Origin of the sequence: Limosilactobacillus viscerum, assembly GCF_947387525.1 — a bacterium.
Classification (GTDB): Bacteria; Bacillota; Bacilli; order Lactobacillales; family Lactobacillaceae; genus Limosilactobacillus; species Limosilactobacillus viscerum.
The window spans coordinates 1-17,938 of record NZ_CANDNW010000033.1 but is presented as its reverse complement, the minus strand read 5'-3'; the positions used below and the strand labels follow the sequence as shown (position 1 = coordinate 17,938).

Genomic DNA, 17,938 nt, shown 5'->3' with positions numbered 1-17,938 from the left:
TGTGGTGACACCATTAAAGACCTTTATGGGTTTTTCTGTCCACTAATATGTTCAACTTAAATTTTACAATCTGCCAATTAAAAAAAGGTTTTCCCGCATTTGATGTTATTCAAACATGGGAAAGCCTTTAATTATTAATTATCAAAATATTCCTTTAAGAAGTGCACCACGTGGTCGCGGTAGTCCTGGGGGTTAATCCAGAAGCTTTCCGCATGGGTAGCGTTGTCAACGATCCATAAGTCCTTTGGTGCCTTCGTTGCTTGATAATTTTCCAGTGCCATGTAGCTAGGAACGTAATCATCCTTTTCACCATGGATAAAGAAAATCGGCAACTTGTTCTTAGCCAGCTGCTCCGTTGATGAAACGTCGCCAAGATAAAAGCCAAGACGGTGGCGGCTAATTGTTGAAACCAGCGGGTAGATTGGATACTCAGGTAGGTGGTATTGCTTCTTTAGCAGGTAAGCAAGCTCATCCTTGATGCTGGAGTATCCACAATCGGCGATGATGCATTTGACTTGTGGTGGTAGTTTTTCACCACTCATCATTTCAACGGTCGCACCACCCATGGAGACACCAAAGAGGACAATCTTAACTTGGTTACCAAGCCGGTTAACTACTCGTTTTAACCATTCCTGGTAGTCAAGCCGGTCTAACCAGCCAAAACTGATGTAGCGACCAGCACTTTGACCATGGGCTCGGTCATCGGGAAGAAGGACGTTAAAGCCAAGATCATAAAACATCTTGGCATAGCTAGACATCGTTTCACCATTACCCTTGTAACCATGAGAAATGACCACTGCCTTCTCCTTATTACCATCTTTGGCAGGAATAAAGTAGGCAGACATTTCGCCATCACCGTCTTCCGGTGAAAATGTCCAGCGCTCCTTTTCAACTAGCTTGAACCAATCAACGTATCCCCAGTATTCGTTGGCGTACTTTTGCTTTTCTTCTGACGTTTCGGGCACATAATTGACCCGCTTAAATGCAATCTTGAAAAGGTGTTCGCTCACAGCAAAACTGGTTGCTGCGATCCCCCCTACAGTCGCGAGACTAGTAAGTAAAAATCCCTTCTTGCTAGTCATTTAGACACATCCTTTCGTAATAGACTTAAGAAAACATAATGGTTATCCTATGCCAAACTTGATGGTGAATCAAACAAAAAGAGGCATAACGTTTCATTATGCCTCATATTAGTTAGAATGCATTAGTCTTGGCGATGTAATCGTCAACACCGTCCGGATTTCCGCTCCACTTAAACTTGTCGTACCAAATCGAGTGCTTTTCCTGGTCCAGTTCAGCGATTGCCTCCATTTCGTCAGGGGTGAGGGTGAAATTAAAGACGTCCATATTTTCACGCATCCGTTCAGCATGTGTTGATTTAGGAATAACTACGAATCCTTGTTGGAGTTCCCACCGCAATTCAACTTGAGCAACACTCTTGTCATGGTCATCAGCAATCTTCTTAATCACCGGTTCGCTCAGTAGTTGTCCATTACCGAGCGGTGACCATGCTTCGAGCTGGATGGCGTTGCCCTGACAGAATGCAACGGTATCTGGTTGGTGGATCCGGGGGTTAAATTCAATCTGGTTAACCATTGGCTTAATCCGTGCATGGTCCAGTAAATTGGTTAAGTGTTCCACATTAAAGTTGCAAACCCCAATTGCCTTAGCTTGACCGTCATGGTAAATATCCTCTAAGGCCCGCCAACTTTCAGTATACTTGTCAAATACTGGCCAGTGGAGGAGTAGCAAGTCAACATAGTCAGTTTGCAATCGTTTCAATTGTCCATTTACAGCTTCACGGAGCTTATCATAATTACCCTGGTCACCATTAAAGATCTTAGTGGTGAGGAAAAGGTCTGAACGGTTGAGCCCAGTTTTTTGCATACCGGAAGTAAGGCCGGCACCAACGGCAGCTTCATTCCCGTATTGTTTTGCAGTGTCGAAGAGGCGGTAGCCATTCTCCATTGCCGTAGCCACCATGTTACTAGTTTCCTCATTAGATGACTTCCAAACGCCAAGACCAACTTTCGGCATTGTTAAGCCATTGTTTAGTTTTATACTTTTACTTTCATCCATGATCTAAACACCTTCTTATCAACCTAGTATACCATTTCCAGCAGAAAACCAGACAAAGTGCTATTATGAAAATAATCTTAAAAGAAATGACTTGATATTAATGAATGAAGACCAGTTAAAAATTGTTGATGTTCAAACAAGACTGACTGAAGCACCGTTGAAACGGCCGTTTGTTACCCACTTACACCAAGTAAGTGCAATCCGTGCAGTCCAGGTACAGGTAACATTACGGAATGGGATGGTCGGTATCGGTGCCGCAACACCGAACGAACAAGTGACGGGAGATACAATCGCTAGTCTGAAGGAGGTCGCTGAGTCGGTAATTGCTCCTGAACTTATCGGTTTGTCCCTTGGTCACCTTGAGACATTGATGGGACGATTGAATTCGGTAATTCGTTATAATGAACCAGCAAAGGCCGCCTTTGACATCGCTATTTATGACTTACAAAGTCAAATCAGCGGCCTGCCGTTAACAACCTTGCTCGGCGGAGCAAAACATGCAATGGCAACTGACTATACCATTAGTATCGGCCCCCAGGCACAAATGGTTAACGAAGCAAGGCAATTAGTCAGGGATGGCTTCACCGCGTTGAAAGTAAAGATCGGTAACCAACCAGTTCAAGAGGATGTTGCAATAGTGACAGCAATTGCAGACGCCGTTGGTCCACAGGTGGCACTCAGGATTGATGTTAACCAGGGCTGGAACTATAAGGAAGCATTACTGGGAATAAAGATGTTGGCAGACGCTAACCTAAATATTTCGTTTCTCGAGCAGCCCTTGCCCGCTGCGGACCTACTAGGGTTAGCAAAGTTACGTGCAGAGAGTATTTTGCCAATTATGCTTGACGAAAGTGTCTTTTCGCCAGCAGATGCTTTGCAGGTAATTAAAGCCGGTGCTGCGGATCTGGTTAATATTAAGCTGATGAAGAGTGGGGGCCTATACAATGCAACTATTATTAACCAGCTTTGTGCAACGGCGGGGATTCCCTGCATGGTTGGTTGTATGATTGAGGCAGAAGAAAGCCTAGCGGCCGCACTTGCCTTCGCTAACGCTCACGAAAATGTTCACTTTATTGACCTTGATTCCTGTTTCATGGCGAAGGAAGACCAGTTAACAAAAATTAAACACCAGGGGCCAAAATTGTGGCTTTAAAACAAAGAAGGGCGTCGTGACAAAAACGGTTCTGTCATGACACCCTTGTTTTTAATTCAGAATAATTAATAGTAATATCATTTTATTTAGTAGTACGGTGGACAAGCATGACCGAGCCAACGGTACTGATAATTGCAAAAAGTGCACCAATGTAACCAATTTGACTAATTGCGACAAAATTAACTGCGATCGACGCCGTGAAAGAGCCAACCGTTACCCCAATGTTAGTACAAATTGGGTTTAGTGAGGAAGCAAGGTTCATTGCGGCTGGATAATCACGGTCAGCCACGTTTAGAAACATCACTTGCAAGATCGAACCAGGCATTCCCAGTACCAGGCAAATTACACAAAGCAGCGCAATCCCAGCAAGTGGTAACTTGAAGCTTAATCCCATTACTAATAAGAGGATCAAGCAGGCCAAGCTAATCAGTGGTAGTTTCGTAACACCATACCGACTGGAAATAATACCGGCACAGGTATTACCAATGATGAACATTACCCCGACTAACCCCAGAAGCCAATTCAACTGGGTAGTGCTGTAATTGAGGACGTTAGTAATGATCGGCCGAATATAAGTATAAAAGGTGTATTCAGCAGCAATGATGGTGATCATTACGACAATCCCCAGAAAGATCCGCGGATCCTTGAGTAACTTAACCTGGTGTCCAATAGATCCCTTTGTCTGCTTGGTATTCCTTGGAACTAGGAAGTAAAGAAAAGCGCCGACAATCAACGTTACGACACTGATCAGGGCAAAACTTGCATGCCAAGAAAAGGCAGTAGAAATGGTTGTGCCAATCGGTACCCCGATAATCGTTGCGGTACTAAAACCAGAGAAAACAGTGGCCACTAGCATTGAACGCTTCTCGATTGGGGCAATGATACTGACATACACCAGGATTAATGAAATAATTGCACCGGCAACACCAGCGGTAATGATTCGGGACACGAAGAGCCAAAACAAGGTAGGTGCACATGCGGTCAGCGTATTTCCTAGCAGAAAGATCACCATCAGGGTCATCAATACTTTAAAACGGTCATACTTACTAGTGATGGTAGTCAGCACCGGCGTACAAATTGCGTATGTCAGTGCAAACATCGTGACGAGGAAGCCCACTGTCGATAGTGAGGCATGGTAGCTTTTCGCGATGTTGGAGAGAACCCCAACCACCATAAATTCATTACAGCCCAAGAGAAAAGCAACCAGCACAAAGGTGATGGACTGTAAACGATACTTAGTCATTGATTTAACTCCTTTCCGTAAAACATTTTACCATAAGGCATTTACTAGCAAACTAAAAAAGTTATTTGATTGACAAATAGTCAACCAAATAACTTCTAGTCTATGCGCTGGTTCCCTGACGGACAATCTTATGGTAGAGCTGCCGACTCAAAAAAAGGGAAACCAGTAGTAATATGAGGCAGAAGGCAAAACCAGTTTGGATTCCAAGGTGTGATGACTGACAGTGGAGGATGTTGTTGACAATCCCCACAACGGCAACGATCAACGCCGTCCCAAACGAGGCTGCAATTTGCCGCATCGTATTAAATGTTGCAACTGCATCTGGCACGATTTCGTTTGGCAGTAGTGAGAGCGCCTGAGTTTGTAACGGAATCAGCATGGTAACTAACCCGAACTGGCGGACGGTTTGGAAAATGGTAATCATCAAAACTGTACTCTGCGCACCAATTACTGCCTGGAAGGTCGTCCCAATAATATCAATAATTAGTCCCGCACCGACTAACCACTTAATTGGGTAAATATCGTAAAATCGCCCACTAGTGGTGGAAAGTAGCCCGGTTAAGATTGCCCCCGGCAAAACAGTAATTGCGGAAATTACGGTCCCTTTGCCAAGAACAATCTGAACAAGTAATGGAATTAAAATGGAGTTTCCGTACATGGTAGCCGTAATCAGCATATTAATTACCGTAGCCAGAACGAATTGTTTGTGGGCAAAAATCTTAAAGTTAATCAGCTGGTGGTCACTATGGCGCTGGTTGATAACATAAAAAGTCAAGGCCACAATTCCAATTAGTACGTAACCCGCAACGTCGAAGGTCGCCAGTTTGTAGTTTGAAACGTTTGATAACCCCATCAGTAATGACCAGAGCCCAATTGTAATTGTCACTAATCCAACCACATCAAAGCGCGGCGATTCGTTGTGCGGGATGTAGGGAAGAAAGAAAAATGACAAGAGCAAAGTAATCAAGGCAAATGGGATAATAAGGATAAAGAGGTAGCGCCATGATAAGTAGTCTAGTAAGAAGCCTGAGACGGCTGGCCCAAGAATTGGTGCACAGTTAAAGGCTAGGCCAATTACGCCCATAATTCGTCCTTTTTTACCAGGAACGGCATAACGAATAGCCAACACGTTGACTAACGGCATCATCATTCCGGCACCAATTGCCTGAATCATCCGCGCGAGGACAATGAAGCTAAAATTACTAGCAAGAGCACCCATAATTGTCCCAACCAGGAAAACGCCGGCAAAAATAATGAACAGGCGGCGGAATGAGAAACGCTTAATAAGGTATGAACTAACGGGGATCATTAAAGCGTTAACCAGCATGTAACCATTCATTACCCACTGAACGCGTCCTTCAGAAATTCCAAAAACCTTCATAAACGTTGGCAACGCGATATTCATCAAGGTTGAACAGAGCAAGCCAAAAAAGGTACCGAAAACCATGATGACTAGTGCGTGGCTTATTCGTTGATCTTTCATATATGTGTAACTTTTATCTCCCTTTTGTAAAACTAATAGTTTTTAGTTTACCAAGCCCTGGATGAAAGTCAATCAAGAATTTTGTTGGCTGAAAGCAATGAAAATGGTAAAATATAGTGAATCTACACATGTAAACAAACTGGAGGCGGACAAAATGAAGGCAGACCAGCAAATTTCACCGGCAGAATGGCGGGTAATGCGGATCGTGTGGACACTTGGCAGTTGTACCAGTCACGAAATCATTGACCTTCTTCAACGGAGGGTTGACTGGAAGTCGGCAACGATCAAGACTCTCCTCCGCCGACTGGTAGATAAGGGTGCACTTTCGACTGAAAAGAAGGGACGGGCATTTGTTTACCACCCATTGGTTGAAGAAGAAGCAACCATGTGCCTTGCAGCGGATAACTTGTTTGATAATATCTGTGAGCGCCGGGTCGGGGCAACTCTTTATCACGTAGTTGAAAACGCTGAATTAAGCAAGGATGACATTAATCGGTTGCAACAATTGCTCAACAAAAAGGGTAAGAATGCGCCAGATAGTGTTAAGTGTAACTGTGTACCAGGCCGTGAAATGAACTGCTAGGAGACGACTAATATGATTAGGGGATTAGGAATTGACTTAACGGAGATTGACCGGGTAAAAAGACTGGCAAAACGTCATCCGCAATATATCGACCGAATTCTCACACCGCGTGAACAAAAGCAATATGAACAGTATAGTAACCAACGGGCTGCCGAATATCTGGCTGGCCGGTGGTCACTAAAAGAATCGTTTTCCAAGGCGTGGGGAACAGGTATCGGGAAACAAGTTGGCTTCCAAGATATCGAGATTATCGATAATGAATTAGGTGCACCAATCGTTACTAAGTCACCTTTTAATGGCCGGGTACACGCTTCAGTAAGTCACACCGGCCAATTAGTAATGACAGAAATAATACTAGAGCGATAAGATGTGAAGGCATTTTTATTGGCTGCTTTACTTAATAGAGCTGTGACACAAACCGGTTAGGGACTGATGGCTGTAGCTATACAACTAAGGTCCTGGGTTGTGGCACGCGATATCTCTATAATATTCGGAGCTAAAACAAGGGCTCGTGATAAAACCAGGTTTTGTCACGGGCCCTAAATTTTTTAAATAAAAATCAGTTCTTTCGAAATTTAGTTAAGGGCATGAACTATTGCTGATTATCAAATAGATAAAATTATAAAACAATGCCATAACACGATTTATGGCTAAAAATAGTTTGACAATCAAAATAGTTCTAAATATAATTTGACCATCGAATACTTTGATATTCGAAATACTTTTTAAACAGAAAGTTGGTGTGATATTTGGCATTAATGACAGCTCAGGAAGTTATGGATTTAATTCCGAATCGCTATCCAATTTGCTATATTGATTATGTTGATTCGATGGTTCCTGGCGAAAGCATCGTTGCAACCAAAAATGTAACGATTAATGAGTCCTTCTTTCGGGGGCACTTTCCTGGGAATCCGGTAATGCCTGGCGTACTGATTATTGAGACCCTAGCCCAAGCGGCTTCGATCTTAATTCTGAAATCACCAGAGTTTTACAAGAAGACAGCTTACCTCGGTGCGATCCATAAGGGAAAGTTTCGCCGGATGGTTAAACCAGGAGATGTGATGAAGCTCCACATCAAGATGCTCAAGAAACGTAGTCGGATGGGCATTGTTGATGCAGTGGCTACAGTCGATGATAAGAAGGTTTGTAGTGCCCAGTTGGTCTTCATCGTTGCCGATCGTCAAGCAAAGATTTAAAGTCTTGTTTCGACTATAATGTATTTTGATATCTAAATTATTTGATAAGGCAAACAAAAAGGAGAATACATTATGGCGGATGAGTACCAACAAATTAATAAAGCACTGATAAAAATATATAACGGTATCCTATGGGTTGAAGAAAAAGAACTGTGCAAAAGTACTTTTAGTGACTTAACAATTAAGGAACTCCACGCCGTCGATGCAATTTCGATGTATGATCACCAAACGGTTTCGCAAGTTGCTAAAAAGCTCCACCTTACACCCGGAACAATGACGGCCATGACTGACCGGCTTATTCGCAAGGGTTATGTTGAACGGAAGCGTGATGAGACTGACCGGCGAATTATCCGCCTTTACTTAACCAAGAAGGGGCGGGTACTTTACCGTGCACACCGTGCTTTCCATAACATGATGGTTAAAAGCTTCTTAAAGGACATGGATGACCAGGAGTTAAAGGTTGTTAATAAAGCGATCTCCAACCTTGAGGACTTCCTAGATGAACATGCTTAATTAGGTAAGGAAAGATTAGTAGTGAATGATTGGAAAATAGTCAGTACTGCTTCGGTGACTCCTAACAAGGTAGTCACTAATGATGACCTCAGTCAGCTGATGGATACTTCCGACGAATGGATTAGGTCACGTACAGGGATTAAGCGTCGTCATATCAGCACAAGCCAAAACACGAGTGACCTGGCTGCGGCGGTTGGTAAAAAGCTCCTCTTAGAGAGCGGGTGTCCGGCCCAGGATGTTGATCTGATAATTGTGGCAACAATGTCGCCCGATTCTTACACGCCATCTACTGCTGCACTAGTGCAGGGGAAAATTGGCGCAGGACATGCAGTGGCGTTTGACATCTCAGCCGCTTGTTCAGGATTTGTGTACGCGTTAACGGTTGCCAGTGCCTTACTAAAAAAGCCTGCATTTAACCATGCGATGGTCATTGGTAGCGAGACACTCTCAAAGATTATTAACTGGGAGGACCGTTCAACTGCGGTGCTTTTTGGTGATGGGGCTGGCGGCGTTTTGCTTAGTACTTCTGCCGACCACCATCTACTAGGTGAAGATTTAGCAAGCTTTGGCCAGCTTGGCGATAAGATTGTCGCCGGTCAAACTCCGGTCGCTTCAGCTTTTCCCGCACCTGTTGCTAAGTTATCTCCATTTACGATGGATGGGCGAGCAGTTTACAAGTTTGCAACGCACGAGGTTCCAGCGTCAATTAAGCGGGCAGCAGCAAAGGCTCAGATTGATTTGGACCAGGTTGACCATTTTTTGCTTCACCAGGCGAATGCACGTATTATTCGGCAAGTAGCAAGACGGTTAAATCAGCCACTAGCTAAGTTTCCGATCAATATTGACGAGTATGGAAATACTTCAGCCGCGAGTGAGCCGATCTTGCTAGCAGAATGCGTTAAAAAGGGTGTAATTAATCATGGTGAGATAGTTGCACTTGCAGGATTTGGCGGCGGCTTAACCACCGGAACAATAATTATTAAATATTAATACAGAAAGAGGAAAAAGATTATGACTAAAGAAGAAATTTTCAATGATGTTAAGGTAATTGCAGTTGATGAATTGGATGTTGACGAAGACAAGGTAACGATGGATGCAAAGATCCAAGACGATTTAGATGCCGACAGTCTTGACGTTTTTGAAATTATGAATGAACTTGAAGATAAGTTTGACATTGAATTAGATAGTGACGAATCAGTTACGACCATTTCTGACGTAGTTGACCTGGTTGCTAAGCAAATTGCTGCAAAGGACTAATACAGATGAAATTAGGACTGTTATTTAGCGGTCAAGGGGCACAAAAGCCAGGGATGGGATTGGATTTTTTATCTGATCCCCTTTTTGAAAGCATCATTTCTGAAGGAAGTTCGGTTACTGACCTTGACCTTAAAAAGATCATGGCGAGTGAAGATGGCAAGCTTAAGGAAACCAAAAATGTTCAACCAGCACTGGTTGCGGTGAGCTACGGAATTTACCGGATGCTCAGCCGTGACCTTCCAAAGCTACCAGTTGCCGCAATGGCTGGCTTATCCCTTGGTGAATATGCGGCATTAATGGCTAGCAATTCATTGTCAGCTGGTCAGGGCCTTCAATTATTAACTGATCGTGGCCGGTATATGCAAACAGATGCTGACCAAACTGCAAGCTCAATGGCCGCTGTTTTGAATCCAGACGTAAAAAAAGTGAACGATGTTTGTGATAAATACCCACATGTTTGGATTGCTAACTACAACTCACCAGCACAATTAGTGATCGGCGGGGTAACGGATGAACTAAAAGAAGCGGTTGCTGAATTAAAAGAACAGTCTGCTGCTAAGCGGGTTGTTGTTTTACGGGTCAGCGGCGCATTCCATACACCACTCTTCAATGGTGCTCGACAAAAAATGCATGCCCGTCTGGCTAACCAACCATTTCGTCAGCCAGCTATTCCGGTTATTAGCAATACCACAGTTAGTGAATTTCAAGATGATAAGATTGCGTCGATTATGGAACGGCAATTAGCTGTACCAACACACTTCGGTGATGATGTTGCCTACATGGTTGAACACCAGGGGATTGATTCAACACTAGAAATCGGCCCCGGGAAGACACTTTCCCGCTTTGCCAAGCAGGTTAATCCACGGTTGAAGCGGTCAAATATTGCAACAATGAAGGATTATGCAGAATTCGTAAAGGAGAATCAGCAATGGAGTTAAAAAACAAGGTCGCACTGATTACCGGTAGCAGTCGGGGAATTGGTGCAGCAACAGCTAAGGCATTCCTTAAGGCTGGTTGTCGGGTGATCTTAAATGGTCGTCATGAACTTACGGATGAGCAAAAGAAGGAACTCGAAAGTATCGGCGGCCAATACGTATATCTACAAGGTGATATGGCAAAGCCGGCTGAAATTAAACAGCTGGCTAAGCAGGCCTGGGACCAGTTTGGTCAAGTTGATATTCTGGTTAACAACGCCGGTATCAACCGGGACAAACTATTTATTGGAATGAAACAGGAAGACTTTGACGATGTAATTGCCGTCAACCTTCGCGGTCCATTCTTGCTGACAGAATTAATTCTTAAAAAGATGTACAAGAAGCGTCAAGGAAGCATTATTAACCTGGCGAGCGTTGTCGGAATGCACGGAAATGCCGGGCAAGCTAATTATGCTGCTAGTAAGGCTGGTTTGATTGGACTTACCAAAACGGTTGCTAGAGAGGGCGCCCTTCGTGGAATTCGTTGCAATGCGATTGCCCCCGGCATGATTGATAGTGAAATGACAGTTAAGCTTTCTGATAAGGTGAAAAAACAAATTAGTGGTCAAATTCCTTTACGACGTTTCGGAAAGCCTGAAAAAGTTGCTCAGACAGCAATCTTTTTGGCACAAAATGACTATATTACTGGGCAAGTAATTGTTGTCGACGGTGGAATGACCATTTAGGAGTGAATAAGAAAATGACAAGAGTAGTAATTACAGGAATGGGTGCCATTGCACCAAATGGTAATGGCTTAAACAACTTCGTCAATAACACCCTCGCAGGTAAGGTGGGGATTAAAAAAATTACTAAGTTTGATGCTGAACCGACCGGTATTGCGGTTGCTGGTGAAGTTGACGACTTTGACCCGAAGGCAGTTGTCGGTAAGAAGGCTGCTCGCCGGATGGACCTGTACTCACAATACGCTGTTCAAACCGCAATTGAGGCGCTAGAAATGGCCGGTATTAATGAAGAAAATACAAAGCCCGAAGACCTCGGGGTAATCTATGGATCCGGAATTGGCGGCCTGACTACCATCCAAGAACAGATTATTAAGATGCATGATAAAGGGCCAAAGCGGGTTTCACCGATGTTTGTGCCGATGGCCATTGCCAATATGGCAGCCGGAAACATTGCTATTCGGGCAAATGCGCAAAACATTTGTACCTCTATTGTGACCGCTTGTGCAACTGGTACTAACAGTATTGGTGAAGCCTATCGTCAAATTAAAGAAGGACGGGCCCAGGCAATGATCGCTGGTGGGTCAGAAGCTTCGGTCAACGAGATTGGCATTTCTGGCTTTGCTTCCCTGAACGCACTTTCAACTACTACTGATCCGCTGAAGGCTTCCAAGCCATTTGACCGTGACCGGAACGGTTTCGTCCTCGGTGAAGGTGGCGGTGCCTTAATCCTAGAAAGCTTAGGACATGCGCAGGAACGTGGCGCCAAAATTATTGGTGAAGTAGTCGGATATGGTGCTACTGGTGATGCTTATCACATCACGGCACCGGATCCGGAAGGCAAGGGTGCTGCTCGAGCAATGCAACAAGCAATCGATGAGGCTGGCATTAAGCCAGAAGATGTTGACTACATTAATGCTCATGGTACCGCAACCCACGCAAACGACAGTGGTGAAGCATTGGCAATTAACAAGGTATTTGGTAAGGAAAGCAAGGTTCTGGTCAGTTCCACTAAGGGGATGACCGGCCACTTGCTTGGTGCCGCTGGTGCTATTGAAGCGGTAATTACCGTCGCGGCACTACAACAAGGAAAACTGCCAATGAACGTTGGCTGTGAAAACCAGGATGAAGAATGCCAGGTTAACCTGGTAAACAAGGATAACCAAGACATGCCAACCGCTCAGTACGCCCTGAGCAATTCCTTTGGCTTTGGTGGACATAATGCCGTGTTAGCATTTCGCAAATGGGGGTAACATACTTGGAATTTAATGACATTCAGAAGTTAATGACCGGGTTTGAAAAATCTTCAACTCGCGAACTAAAAATTGATGATCAGGATTTTCACCTTTACTTAAGCAAGAATGAAAATTCAGTGGTATCACCGGCAGAACAAGGAACAACTGCAAAACCCGGTGCAGTTTCAACTGAGGCACCTGCAGAAAAACAAGCTAGTTCTGTTTCAATTAAGGCCCCGCTTGTCGGTACCGTTTACCTGCAACCAAAGCCTAATAAGCCGGCTTACGTTAAAACAGGGGATCATGTTCACAAGGGCGATGTAGTTTGCGTAATTGAAGCAATGAAGATGTTGACTGAAGTTAAAAGTGACCACGATGGCATTATTGAGTCAGTTAACGTCGAAAACGGTGACTTGGTTGAATTTGACCAACCACTATTTACAATTACGGAGGGTTAATGAATGGCAAAAGTAGATTTAGATTCAACAGAAATTCAGAAGATAATTCCACACCGCTACCCAATGCTATTAATTGACCGGGTAGAAGAACTGGAACCGGGAAAGATGGCGGTTGCTAAACGAAACGTAACAATTCACGAGGAAGTATTCAATGGTCACTTCCCAAGTAACCCGGTTCTTCCCGGTGCGCTAATTGTTGAATCACTCGCGCAGACTGGTGCGGTTGCCTTACTGTCTGCACCAGAATTTAAGGGCAAGACTGCTTACTTTGGTGGAATTCAATCTGCTGAATTCCGGAAGGTGGTCCGTCCCGGCGATTCAATGCGTTTAGAAGTGGAATTGACCAAGGTTCGTGGAAATATTGGTGAAGGAAAAGGAATTGCAACGGTGGATGGCGAAAAGGCCTGCACCGCTGACTTAACTTTTGTGATTGGCTAGGTGAATTAAATGTTTTTAAAGGTTTTAGTCGCCAACCGTGGTGAAATTGCAGTCCGCATCATTCGTTCTTTAAGAGAATTGGGGATTAAGTCGGTTGCAATCTATTCAACTGCTGACCGGGAAAGTCTCCATGTTCAGTTGGCGGATGAAGCAGTCTGTGTTGGTACAGCCCGCCCGCAAGATTCATACCTAAACATGCAAAATATCTTGGCAGCTGCTGTTGGGACGGGTGCGCAGGCAATCCATCCGGGTTTTGGTTTCCTCTCCGAGAATGCGGAATTTGCGGAAATGTGTGCGGAATGTGGGATTACTTTTATCGGGCCCCACGCTAAAACCATTGATTTGATGGGAAACAAGGAGCATGCTCGCGAACAGATGCGGAAGTCAGGCGTCCCTGTTATTCCCGGCAGTGAGGGTTATATTCGCGATTACGCATCAGCAGAAAAGGTTGCTAGTAAGATCGGCTATCCGGTCTTATTAAAGGCCGCTGCTGGTGGTGGCGGTAAAGGGATCCGGCGGGTAAATGATCCTGGTCAGATGGAGCGTGCGTTTAATGAAGCACAAAGCGAAGCACGCCTCTCCTTTAATGATGACCGCATGTACCTGGAAAAGATAATGGAGAATGTTAAACATATCGAAGTGCAAGTCTTTCGCGATCAGTTTGGTCACGCAGTTTATTTTCCTGAACGGGATTGTTCACTGCAACGTAACAAGCAAAAAGTACTTGAAGAAAGCCCTTGCTCACTTGTCAGTCCAGAACAGCGGCAAAAATTAGGGCAGATTGCTCTAAAAGCAGTTAATGCGATCAATTATCTCAACACTGGGACGTTAGAATTTTTGATGGACCAGGACCATCATTTTTACTTCATGGAAATGAATACCCGGATCCAAGTTGAACATACGGTAACGGAAATGGTTACCGGAATTGACCTGGTAAAGGCACAGTTAAAGGTGGCCGCAGGTGAGAAACTCCCGTTTAGTCAGGATGACATTAAACTGGATGGGGTAGCGATTGAGTGTCGAATTAATGCTGAGGACCCCGCACATAACTTCATGCCATCGACCGGGAAGGTAAATTACCTCTACCTACCAGTTGGTAACCTCGGAATGCGAATCGACACAGCCCTTTACCCTGGAACTACGGTTACGCCGTTTTATGACTCGATGGTCGCAAAAGTAATTGCCCATGGTCATAACCGTCAGGAAGCAGTTCAAAAGCTCAAGCGACTACTGAATGAAATGGTAATTATGGGGATTCACACGAACCAAAACTTTCATTTGGCAATCTTAAACGATCCAGAATTTTTGAGTGGACATTTTACAACGGCTTATTTAGAGAATTCATTCCTGCCAAAATGGAAAGGAGCGCAAAAAGATGAAGCTGTATGAACAAGACAATACGTTAACAGCACAGCATGTTAAGGCCGACAAACAGGCAGATGCTAAGGTTCCAGACGGCTTGTGGCAAAAATGCCCGAAGTGTGGGACCGCAATTCTTTCCAAGCAGATCAATGAATTTGCAACTTGCCCCAACTGTCATTATGGTTTCCGAATTAGTGCCAAGCAACGACTAAAGTGGGCGGTAGATAGGTATAGTGACCTAGATGAAGATTTGCAGACAAAGGATCCGCTGAACTTTCCGGGTTATCCTGCTAAGCTGCATGCCAGCCAGGAAAAGACGGGGCTAAATGACTCGGCCCTTACTGGTGAGGCCTTAATTAATGACGAAAAATTTGGCTTTGGCGTAATGGATCCGACCTTCATTATGGGTTCGTTGGGGACCGTTACAGGTGAAAAGTTAACCCGACTTTTTGAACGCGCAACGGAAAAAAGGCTGCCAGTAGTACTGTGGACTGCTTCTGGTGGTGCACGGATGCAGGAAGGCATTTTGTCCCTGATGCAGATGGCAAAAGTTTCCAATGCGATTGCTCAGCATTCAGCAGCAGGACTCCTTTATATCGTTGTTCTAACTGACCCAACGACTGGTGGGGTGACCGCCAGTTTTGCAATGCAAGGTGACATTACGATTGCTGAACCACATGCCCTTATTGGTTTTGCTGGGCGGCGGGTAATTGAACAAACAATCCACCAGAAAATCCCAGCGGACTTGCAGGATGCAGAAAACCTGCAAAAGCACGGTTTTGTTGACCACATTGTCGAACGCGAACATGAAAAAGAATTGCTTTACCAACTGTTGAAGTTAGGAGGTGCCCAGGATGGAAAATAAAAATGCCGCTGCGGTTGTTGCAGCTGCACGAAGTGACCAAAAAATCACCACGAAAGAACTTATTCAGCACTTATTCCCTAATTTTATTGAACTACATGGTGATCGATTGGGAACTGATGATTCAGCTATCGTGGGTGGACTTGCTCAATTCAATGGACAGGCGGTAACAGTGATTGCTACTGATCGTGGAAAGACAGTTGAGGAGCGGATGGCAACCCACTTCGGTTGTCCAACTCCTGGTGGCTACCGCAAAGCATTGCGTCTAGCAAAACAAGCGGCTAAGTTTCACCGTCCAGTAGTATTTCTTGTCAATACCCCTGGTGCTTATCCTGGACGGTCGGCCGAAGAGAACGGCCAAGGGGCTGCTATTGCAAGCAACCTTCTTCAACTAGGACAATTAGCTACACCAATTATTACGATTATCTTTGGTGAAGGCGGCAGTGGTGGTGCGTTGGCCTTAGCCTGTGGAGATTCGGTCTGGATGCTGGAAAATAGCACATATTCAATATTATCGCCTGAAGGCTTTGCATCAATTCTCTGGAAAGACAGCAGTCGGGCAGGTGAAGCGGCGGCGATGATGCAGTTAACACCAGCAGACCTGCTAAAGAAGAAGGTTATTGAGGGAATTATTTCCGAACCGGATGACCACCAAAGAGTAATTGATAATATTGCCAGTGTTTTAAAACGTGAGATTGTTCGACTAGAACTTTTTTCGCCTAACGAGTTAATTATTAAACGTCATGAACGTTATCGTAAGTTTTAAATTAAAAGTAAGGAGCAACAGTAAAAAATGGGAATCTTAGATAACAAGAAAATCATAGTAATGGGAGTTGCAAACAAGCGCTCAATTGCCTGGGGATGTGCGCAGGAGATGACTAAGCAGGGTGCGGAAGTTATCTACACCTACCAAAACGAACGGATGAAGAAGAGCGTTAGTCGACTAGTCAATAATGATGACCAATTAATTGAGTGTGATGTATCAAGTGACGAAAGCATTAATGATGCATTTAGCAAGATCAAGGAACGGTTTGGAAAGGTTGACGGAATTGTTCACGCAATTGCTTATGCAAAAAAGGAAGAACTAGCTGGTTCAATTTTATCCACAACGCGTGCTGGCTACTCCCTTGCCCAAGATGTTTCCGCCTATTCATTGCTTGCGGTTACTAAGAGTGCCCATGACCTTGACCTGCTCAATAATCCGGCAAGCATTGTTACCTTAACTTACTTTGGTTCTGAACGTGCTATTCCGAGTTATAACGTGATGGGGGTTGCCAAGGCAGCACTAGAAGCAAATGTCCGGTATTTAGCTCGTGATATGGGTGAATTTGGTGTCCGTGTTAACGCTATTTCCGCCGGTGCCATGAAGACATTGGCTGTTACTGGAATCGGCGGTCACTCTGACTTATTGAAGGTTTCAAAGGAACGGACAGTTGATAATAAGAGCGTTACGTTAGAAGAAATCGGCGGTACCTGTGCCTTCTTGATGAGTGGCTTGTCAACCGGTGTTGTTGGCGACGTCATTTATGTCGATAAGGGTGTTCACCTAATTTAATTAAGATGAAGGAAACACTGACGGCAACAGCAATCGATCAGGCAATTGCTGGGCAAACAAAAATAAAGCTAGTAACGGTTGAAAAGACAGAATCAACCCAGTTACTAGCTAAAAATTACTTAGCTCACCATGATAATGGTGGGCCAGTTGTCTTTATTGCAAACCAGCAGAGTGGTGGTTACGGCCAACATGGTCGCCACTTTTATTCACCGGCGGGGAGCGGGCTTTACATGAGCCTCTTACTGCCACCGCAGGAAATTCGCAACTTGCGGAAGCCAGGTTTACTAACGACTAGTACGGCGGTCGTGGTGGTAAATGTTTTGGAGAAATACTTTCCGCAGGCAGAGTTCTCGTTAAAATGGGTCAATGATGTTTTCCTAGGGAAGAAAAAGGTGGCCGGTATTTTAACGGAGGCGGTTTACCAGCTTGGCAATACTGCAGCATCAATAATTATTGGTATTGGAATAAACCTGACAACAGGTGCATTTCCTGGCGAACTTGCCACAAAGGCTGGCTCGATTGGCAGTCCGGTTAACCGAAATCGCTTATCTGCGGACCTTTTAATTGCCCTGATGACAATGTTATCTGACTATTCAAGTGGGAAGTACTTAGAAAAATATCGCCAACGTTGCTTCCTACTCGGGAAGCCGGTGACAATTAAAACCGCGAACGGGATTAAAAAAGGGATTGCAACCGACATTAGCAGGACCGGTGGACTAGTAATGCTTGATAGTAATGGTCATCAGATCTTGATTCATAGCGGTGAAGTACAAAAAGTTGAATATTAAAAGAGGCTGGGAATTAACTATTAATTTTTGGTTCTCTAACAGTAAAATCCGGACTATGATTTTTGATTGATTCAAAAAT

At 44.4% G+C, this 17,938-nt stretch carries 21 protein-coding genes; 17 read left to right on the top strand and 4 right to left on the bottom strand.

Features of this window, described 5'->3' with window-relative positions:
• Positions 1–134: 134 nt before the first annotated feature.
• Complete coding sequence (locus tag QOS07_RS08175; protein WP_283588476.1) at positions 135–1,082, bottom strand: alpha/beta hydrolase; 948 nt, start codon at positions 1,080–1,082, stop codon at positions 135–137.
• Between the two features lie 112 nt (positions 1,083–1,194).
• On the bottom strand, positions 1,195–2,079 hold the full coding sequence (locus QOS07_RS08170; RefSeq protein WP_283588475.1) for an aldo/keto reductase: 885 nt from the start codon (positions 2,077–2,079) through the stop codon (positions 1,195–1,197).
• A 100-nt stretch (positions 2,080–2,179) separates the two neighbouring features.
• On the opposite strand from QOS07_RS08170, the gene QOS07_RS08165 reads away from it, so the two are divergent.
• Entirely contained in the window at positions 2,180–3,232 is a 1,053-nt protein-coding gene (locus QOS07_RS08165; protein WP_283588474.1) for a dipeptide epimerase, read from the top strand.
• A gap of 82 nt (positions 3,233–3,314) precedes the next feature.
• On the opposite strand, the gene QOS07_RS08160 is transcribed toward QOS07_RS08165, so the two are convergent.
• Positions 3,315–4,475 carry an MFS transporter gene (locus tag QOS07_RS08160; protein WP_283588473.1) on the bottom strand — a complete coding sequence of 387 codons (1,161 nt, stop codon included), beginning with the start codon at positions 4,473–4,475 and terminating at the stop codon, positions 3,315–3,317.
• A gap of 100 nt (positions 4,476–4,575) precedes the next feature.
• The gene (locus QOS07_RS08155; RefSeq protein WP_283588472.1) at positions 4,576–5,958 is read right to left on the bottom strand and encodes a DHA2 family efflux MFS transporter permease subunit; all 1,383 of its coding nucleotides are present in this window, start codon (positions 5,956–5,958) and stop codon (positions 4,576–4,578) included.
• 154 nt (positions 5,959–6,112) lie between these two features.
• Between QOS07_RS08155 and QOS07_RS08150 the strand changes: the two genes are divergently transcribed.
• From QOS07_RS08150 to QOS07_RS08075, 16 genes are all read left to right on the top strand, one after another.
• Positions 6,113–6,541 (top strand): CopY/TcrY family copper transport repressor, encoded by a 429-nt coding sequence (locus QOS07_RS08150; RefSeq protein WP_283588471.1) that lies wholly within the window; start codon positions 6,113–6,115, stop codon positions 6,539–6,541.
• Positions 6,542–6,553: 12 nt separating this feature from the next.
• On the top strand, positions 6,554–6,907 hold the full coding sequence (gene acpS / locus QOS07_RS08145) for a holo-ACP synthase (protein WP_283588470.1): 354 nt from the start codon (positions 6,554–6,556) through the stop codon (positions 6,905–6,907).
• 383 nt (positions 6,908–7,290) lie between these two features.
• The gene (gene fabZ, locus QOS07_RS08140) at positions 7,291–7,737 is read left to right on the top strand and encodes a 3-hydroxyacyl-ACP dehydratase FabZ (protein ID WP_283588469.1); all 447 of its coding nucleotides are present in this window, start codon (positions 7,291–7,293) and stop codon (positions 7,735–7,737) included.
• Positions 7,738–7,809: 72 nt separating this feature from the next.
• Positions 7,810–8,250 carry a MarR family winged helix-turn-helix transcriptional regulator gene (locus QOS07_RS08135; protein ID WP_283588468.1) on the top strand — a complete coding sequence of 147 codons (441 nt, stop codon included), beginning with the start codon at positions 7,810–7,812 and terminating at the stop codon, positions 8,248–8,250.
• 21 nt (positions 8,251–8,271) lie between these two features.
• Positions 8,272–9,240 (top strand): beta-ketoacyl-ACP synthase III, encoded by a 969-nt coding sequence (locus QOS07_RS08130; RefSeq protein ID WP_283588467.1) that lies wholly within the window; start codon positions 8,272–8,274, stop codon positions 9,238–9,240.
• Positions 9,241–9,261: 21 nt separating this feature from the next.
• Positions 9,262–9,507 (top strand): acyl carrier protein, encoded by a 246-nt coding sequence (locus QOS07_RS08125; RefSeq protein ID WP_283588466.1) that lies wholly within the window; start codon positions 9,262–9,264, stop codon positions 9,505–9,507.
• A gap of 5 nt (positions 9,508–9,512) precedes the next feature.
• The gene (locus QOS07_RS08120; RefSeq protein WP_283588465.1) at positions 9,513–10,445 is read left to right on the top strand and encodes an ACP S-malonyltransferase; all 933 of its coding nucleotides are present in this window, start codon (positions 9,513–9,515) and stop codon (positions 10,443–10,445) included.
• Positions 10,436–11,167 carry a 3-oxoacyl-[acyl-carrier-protein] reductase gene (fabG, locus tag QOS07_RS08115; protein ID WP_283588464.1) on the top strand — a complete coding sequence of 244 codons (732 nt, stop codon included), beginning with the start codon at positions 10,436–10,438 and terminating at the stop codon, positions 11,165–11,167. Before QOS07_RS08120 ends, fabG begins: the two co-directional genes overlap by 10 nt.
• 14 nt (positions 11,168–11,181) lie before the next feature.
• Positions 11,182–12,414 carry a beta-ketoacyl-ACP synthase II gene (gene fabF / locus QOS07_RS08110; RefSeq protein ID WP_283588463.1) on the top strand — a complete coding sequence of 411 codons (1,233 nt, stop codon included), beginning with the start codon at positions 11,182–11,184 and terminating at the stop codon, positions 12,412–12,414.
• A 5-nt stretch (positions 12,415–12,419) separates the two neighbouring features.
• Positions 12,420–12,854, top strand: coding sequence for an acetyl-CoA carboxylase biotin carboxyl carrier protein (locus QOS07_RS08105; protein WP_283588462.1), 435 nt, complete (start codon positions 12,420–12,422; stop codon positions 12,852–12,854).
• A 3-nt stretch (positions 12,855–12,857) separates the two neighbouring features.
• Complete coding sequence (gene fabZ, locus QOS07_RS08100) at positions 12,858–13,292, top strand: 3-hydroxyacyl-ACP dehydratase FabZ (protein WP_283588461.1); 435 nt, start codon at positions 12,858–12,860, stop codon at positions 13,290–13,292.
• 9 nt (positions 13,293–13,301) lie between these two features.
• On the top strand, positions 13,302–14,681 hold the full coding sequence (gene accC, locus QOS07_RS08095; RefSeq protein WP_283588460.1) for an acetyl-CoA carboxylase biotin carboxylase subunit: 1,380 nt from the start codon (positions 13,302–13,304) through the stop codon (positions 14,679–14,681).
• Entirely contained in the window at positions 14,668–15,519 is an 852-nt protein-coding gene (locus tag QOS07_RS08090) for an acetyl-CoA carboxylase carboxyltransferase subunit beta (RefSeq protein WP_283588459.1), read from the top strand. Before accC ends, QOS07_RS08090 begins: the two co-directional genes overlap by 14 nt.
• Positions 15,509–16,282 carry an acetyl-CoA carboxylase carboxyltransferase subunit alpha gene (gene accA / locus QOS07_RS08085; protein ID WP_283588458.1) on the top strand — a complete coding sequence of 258 codons (774 nt, stop codon included), beginning with the start codon at positions 15,509–15,511 and terminating at the stop codon, positions 16,280–16,282. Before QOS07_RS08090 ends, accA begins: the two co-directional genes overlap by 11 nt.
• A 27-nt stretch (positions 16,283–16,309) precedes the next feature.
• On the top strand, positions 16,310–17,071 hold the full coding sequence (gene fabI, locus QOS07_RS08080; RefSeq protein WP_283588457.1) for an enoyl-ACP reductase FabI: 762 nt from the start codon (positions 16,310–16,312) through the stop codon (positions 17,069–17,071).
• A 5-nt stretch (positions 17,072–17,076) separates the two neighbouring features.
• The gene (locus QOS07_RS08075; protein ID WP_283588456.1) at positions 17,077–17,859 is read left to right on the top strand and encodes a biotin--[acetyl-CoA-carboxylase] ligase; all 783 of its coding nucleotides are present in this window, start codon (positions 17,077–17,079) and stop codon (positions 17,857–17,859) included.
• Positions 17,860–17,938: the final 79 nt, after the last annotated feature.

What these genes read in the sequence shown, in the direction of transcription:
- QOS07_RS08175 (WP_283588476.1), bottom strand. Translation starts at nt 1,082, where the DNA reads ATGACTAGCAAGAAGGGATTTTTACTTACTAGTCTCGCGACTGTAGGG.
- QOS07_RS08170 (WP_283588475.1), bottom strand. Translation starts at nt 2,079, where the DNA reads ATGGATGAAAGTAAAAGTATAAAACTAAACAATGGCTTAACAATGCCG.
- QOS07_RS08165 (WP_283588474.1), top strand. Translation starts at nt 2,180, where the DNA reads ATGAATGAAGACCAGTTAAAAATTGTTGATGTTCAAACAAGACTGACT.
- QOS07_RS08160 (WP_283588473.1), bottom strand. Translation starts at nt 4,475, where the DNA reads ATGACTAAGTATCGTTTACAGTCCATCACCTTTGTGCTGGTTGCTTTT.
- QOS07_RS08155 (WP_283588472.1), bottom strand. Translation starts at nt 5,958, where the DNA reads ATGAAAGATCAACGAATAAGCCACGCACTAGTCATCATGGTTTTCGGT.
- QOS07_RS08150 (WP_283588471.1), top strand. Translation starts at nt 6,113, where the DNA reads ATGAAGGCAGACCAGCAAATTTCACCGGCAGAATGGCGGGTAATGCGG.
- acpS (WP_283588470.1), top strand. Translation starts at nt 6,554, where the DNA reads ATGATTAGGGGATTAGGAATTGACTTAACGGAGATTGACCGGGTAAAA.
- QOS07_RS08135 (WP_283588468.1), top strand. Translation starts at nt 7,810, where the DNA reads ATGGCGGATGAGTACCAACAAATTAATAAAGCACTGATAAAAATATAT.
- QOS07_RS08125 (WP_283588466.1), top strand. Translation starts at nt 9,262, where the DNA reads ATGACTAAAGAAGAAATTTTCAATGATGTTAAGGTAATTGCAGTTGAT.
- QOS07_RS08120 (WP_283588465.1), top strand. Translation starts at nt 9,513, where the DNA reads ATGAAATTAGGACTGTTATTTAGCGGTCAAGGGGCACAAAAGCCAGGG.
- fabG (WP_283588464.1), top strand. Translation starts at nt 10,436, where the DNA reads ATGGAGTTAAAAAACAAGGTCGCACTGATTACCGGTAGCAGTCGGGGA.
- fabF (WP_283588463.1), top strand. Translation starts at nt 11,182, where the DNA reads ATGACAAGAGTAGTAATTACAGGAATGGGTGCCATTGCACCAAATGGT.
- fabZ (WP_283588461.1), top strand. Translation starts at nt 12,858, where the DNA reads ATGGCAAAAGTAGATTTAGATTCAACAGAAATTCAGAAGATAATTCCA.
- accC (WP_283588460.1), top strand. Translation starts at nt 13,302, where the DNA reads ATGTTTTTAAAGGTTTTAGTCGCCAACCGTGGTGAAATTGCAGTCCGC.
- QOS07_RS08090 (WP_283588459.1), top strand. Translation starts at nt 14,668, where the DNA reads ATGAAGCTGTATGAACAAGACAATACGTTAACAGCACAGCATGTTAAG.
- accA (WP_283588458.1), top strand. Translation starts at nt 15,509, where the DNA reads ATGGAAAATAAAAATGCCGCTGCGGTTGTTGCAGCTGCACGAAGTGAC.
- fabI (WP_283588457.1), top strand. Translation starts at nt 16,310, where the DNA reads ATGGGAATCTTAGATAACAAGAAAATCATAGTAATGGGAGTTGCAAAC.
- QOS07_RS08075 (WP_283588456.1), top strand. Translation starts at nt 17,077, where the DNA reads ATGAAGGAAACACTGACGGCAACAGCAATCGATCAGGCAATTGCTGGG.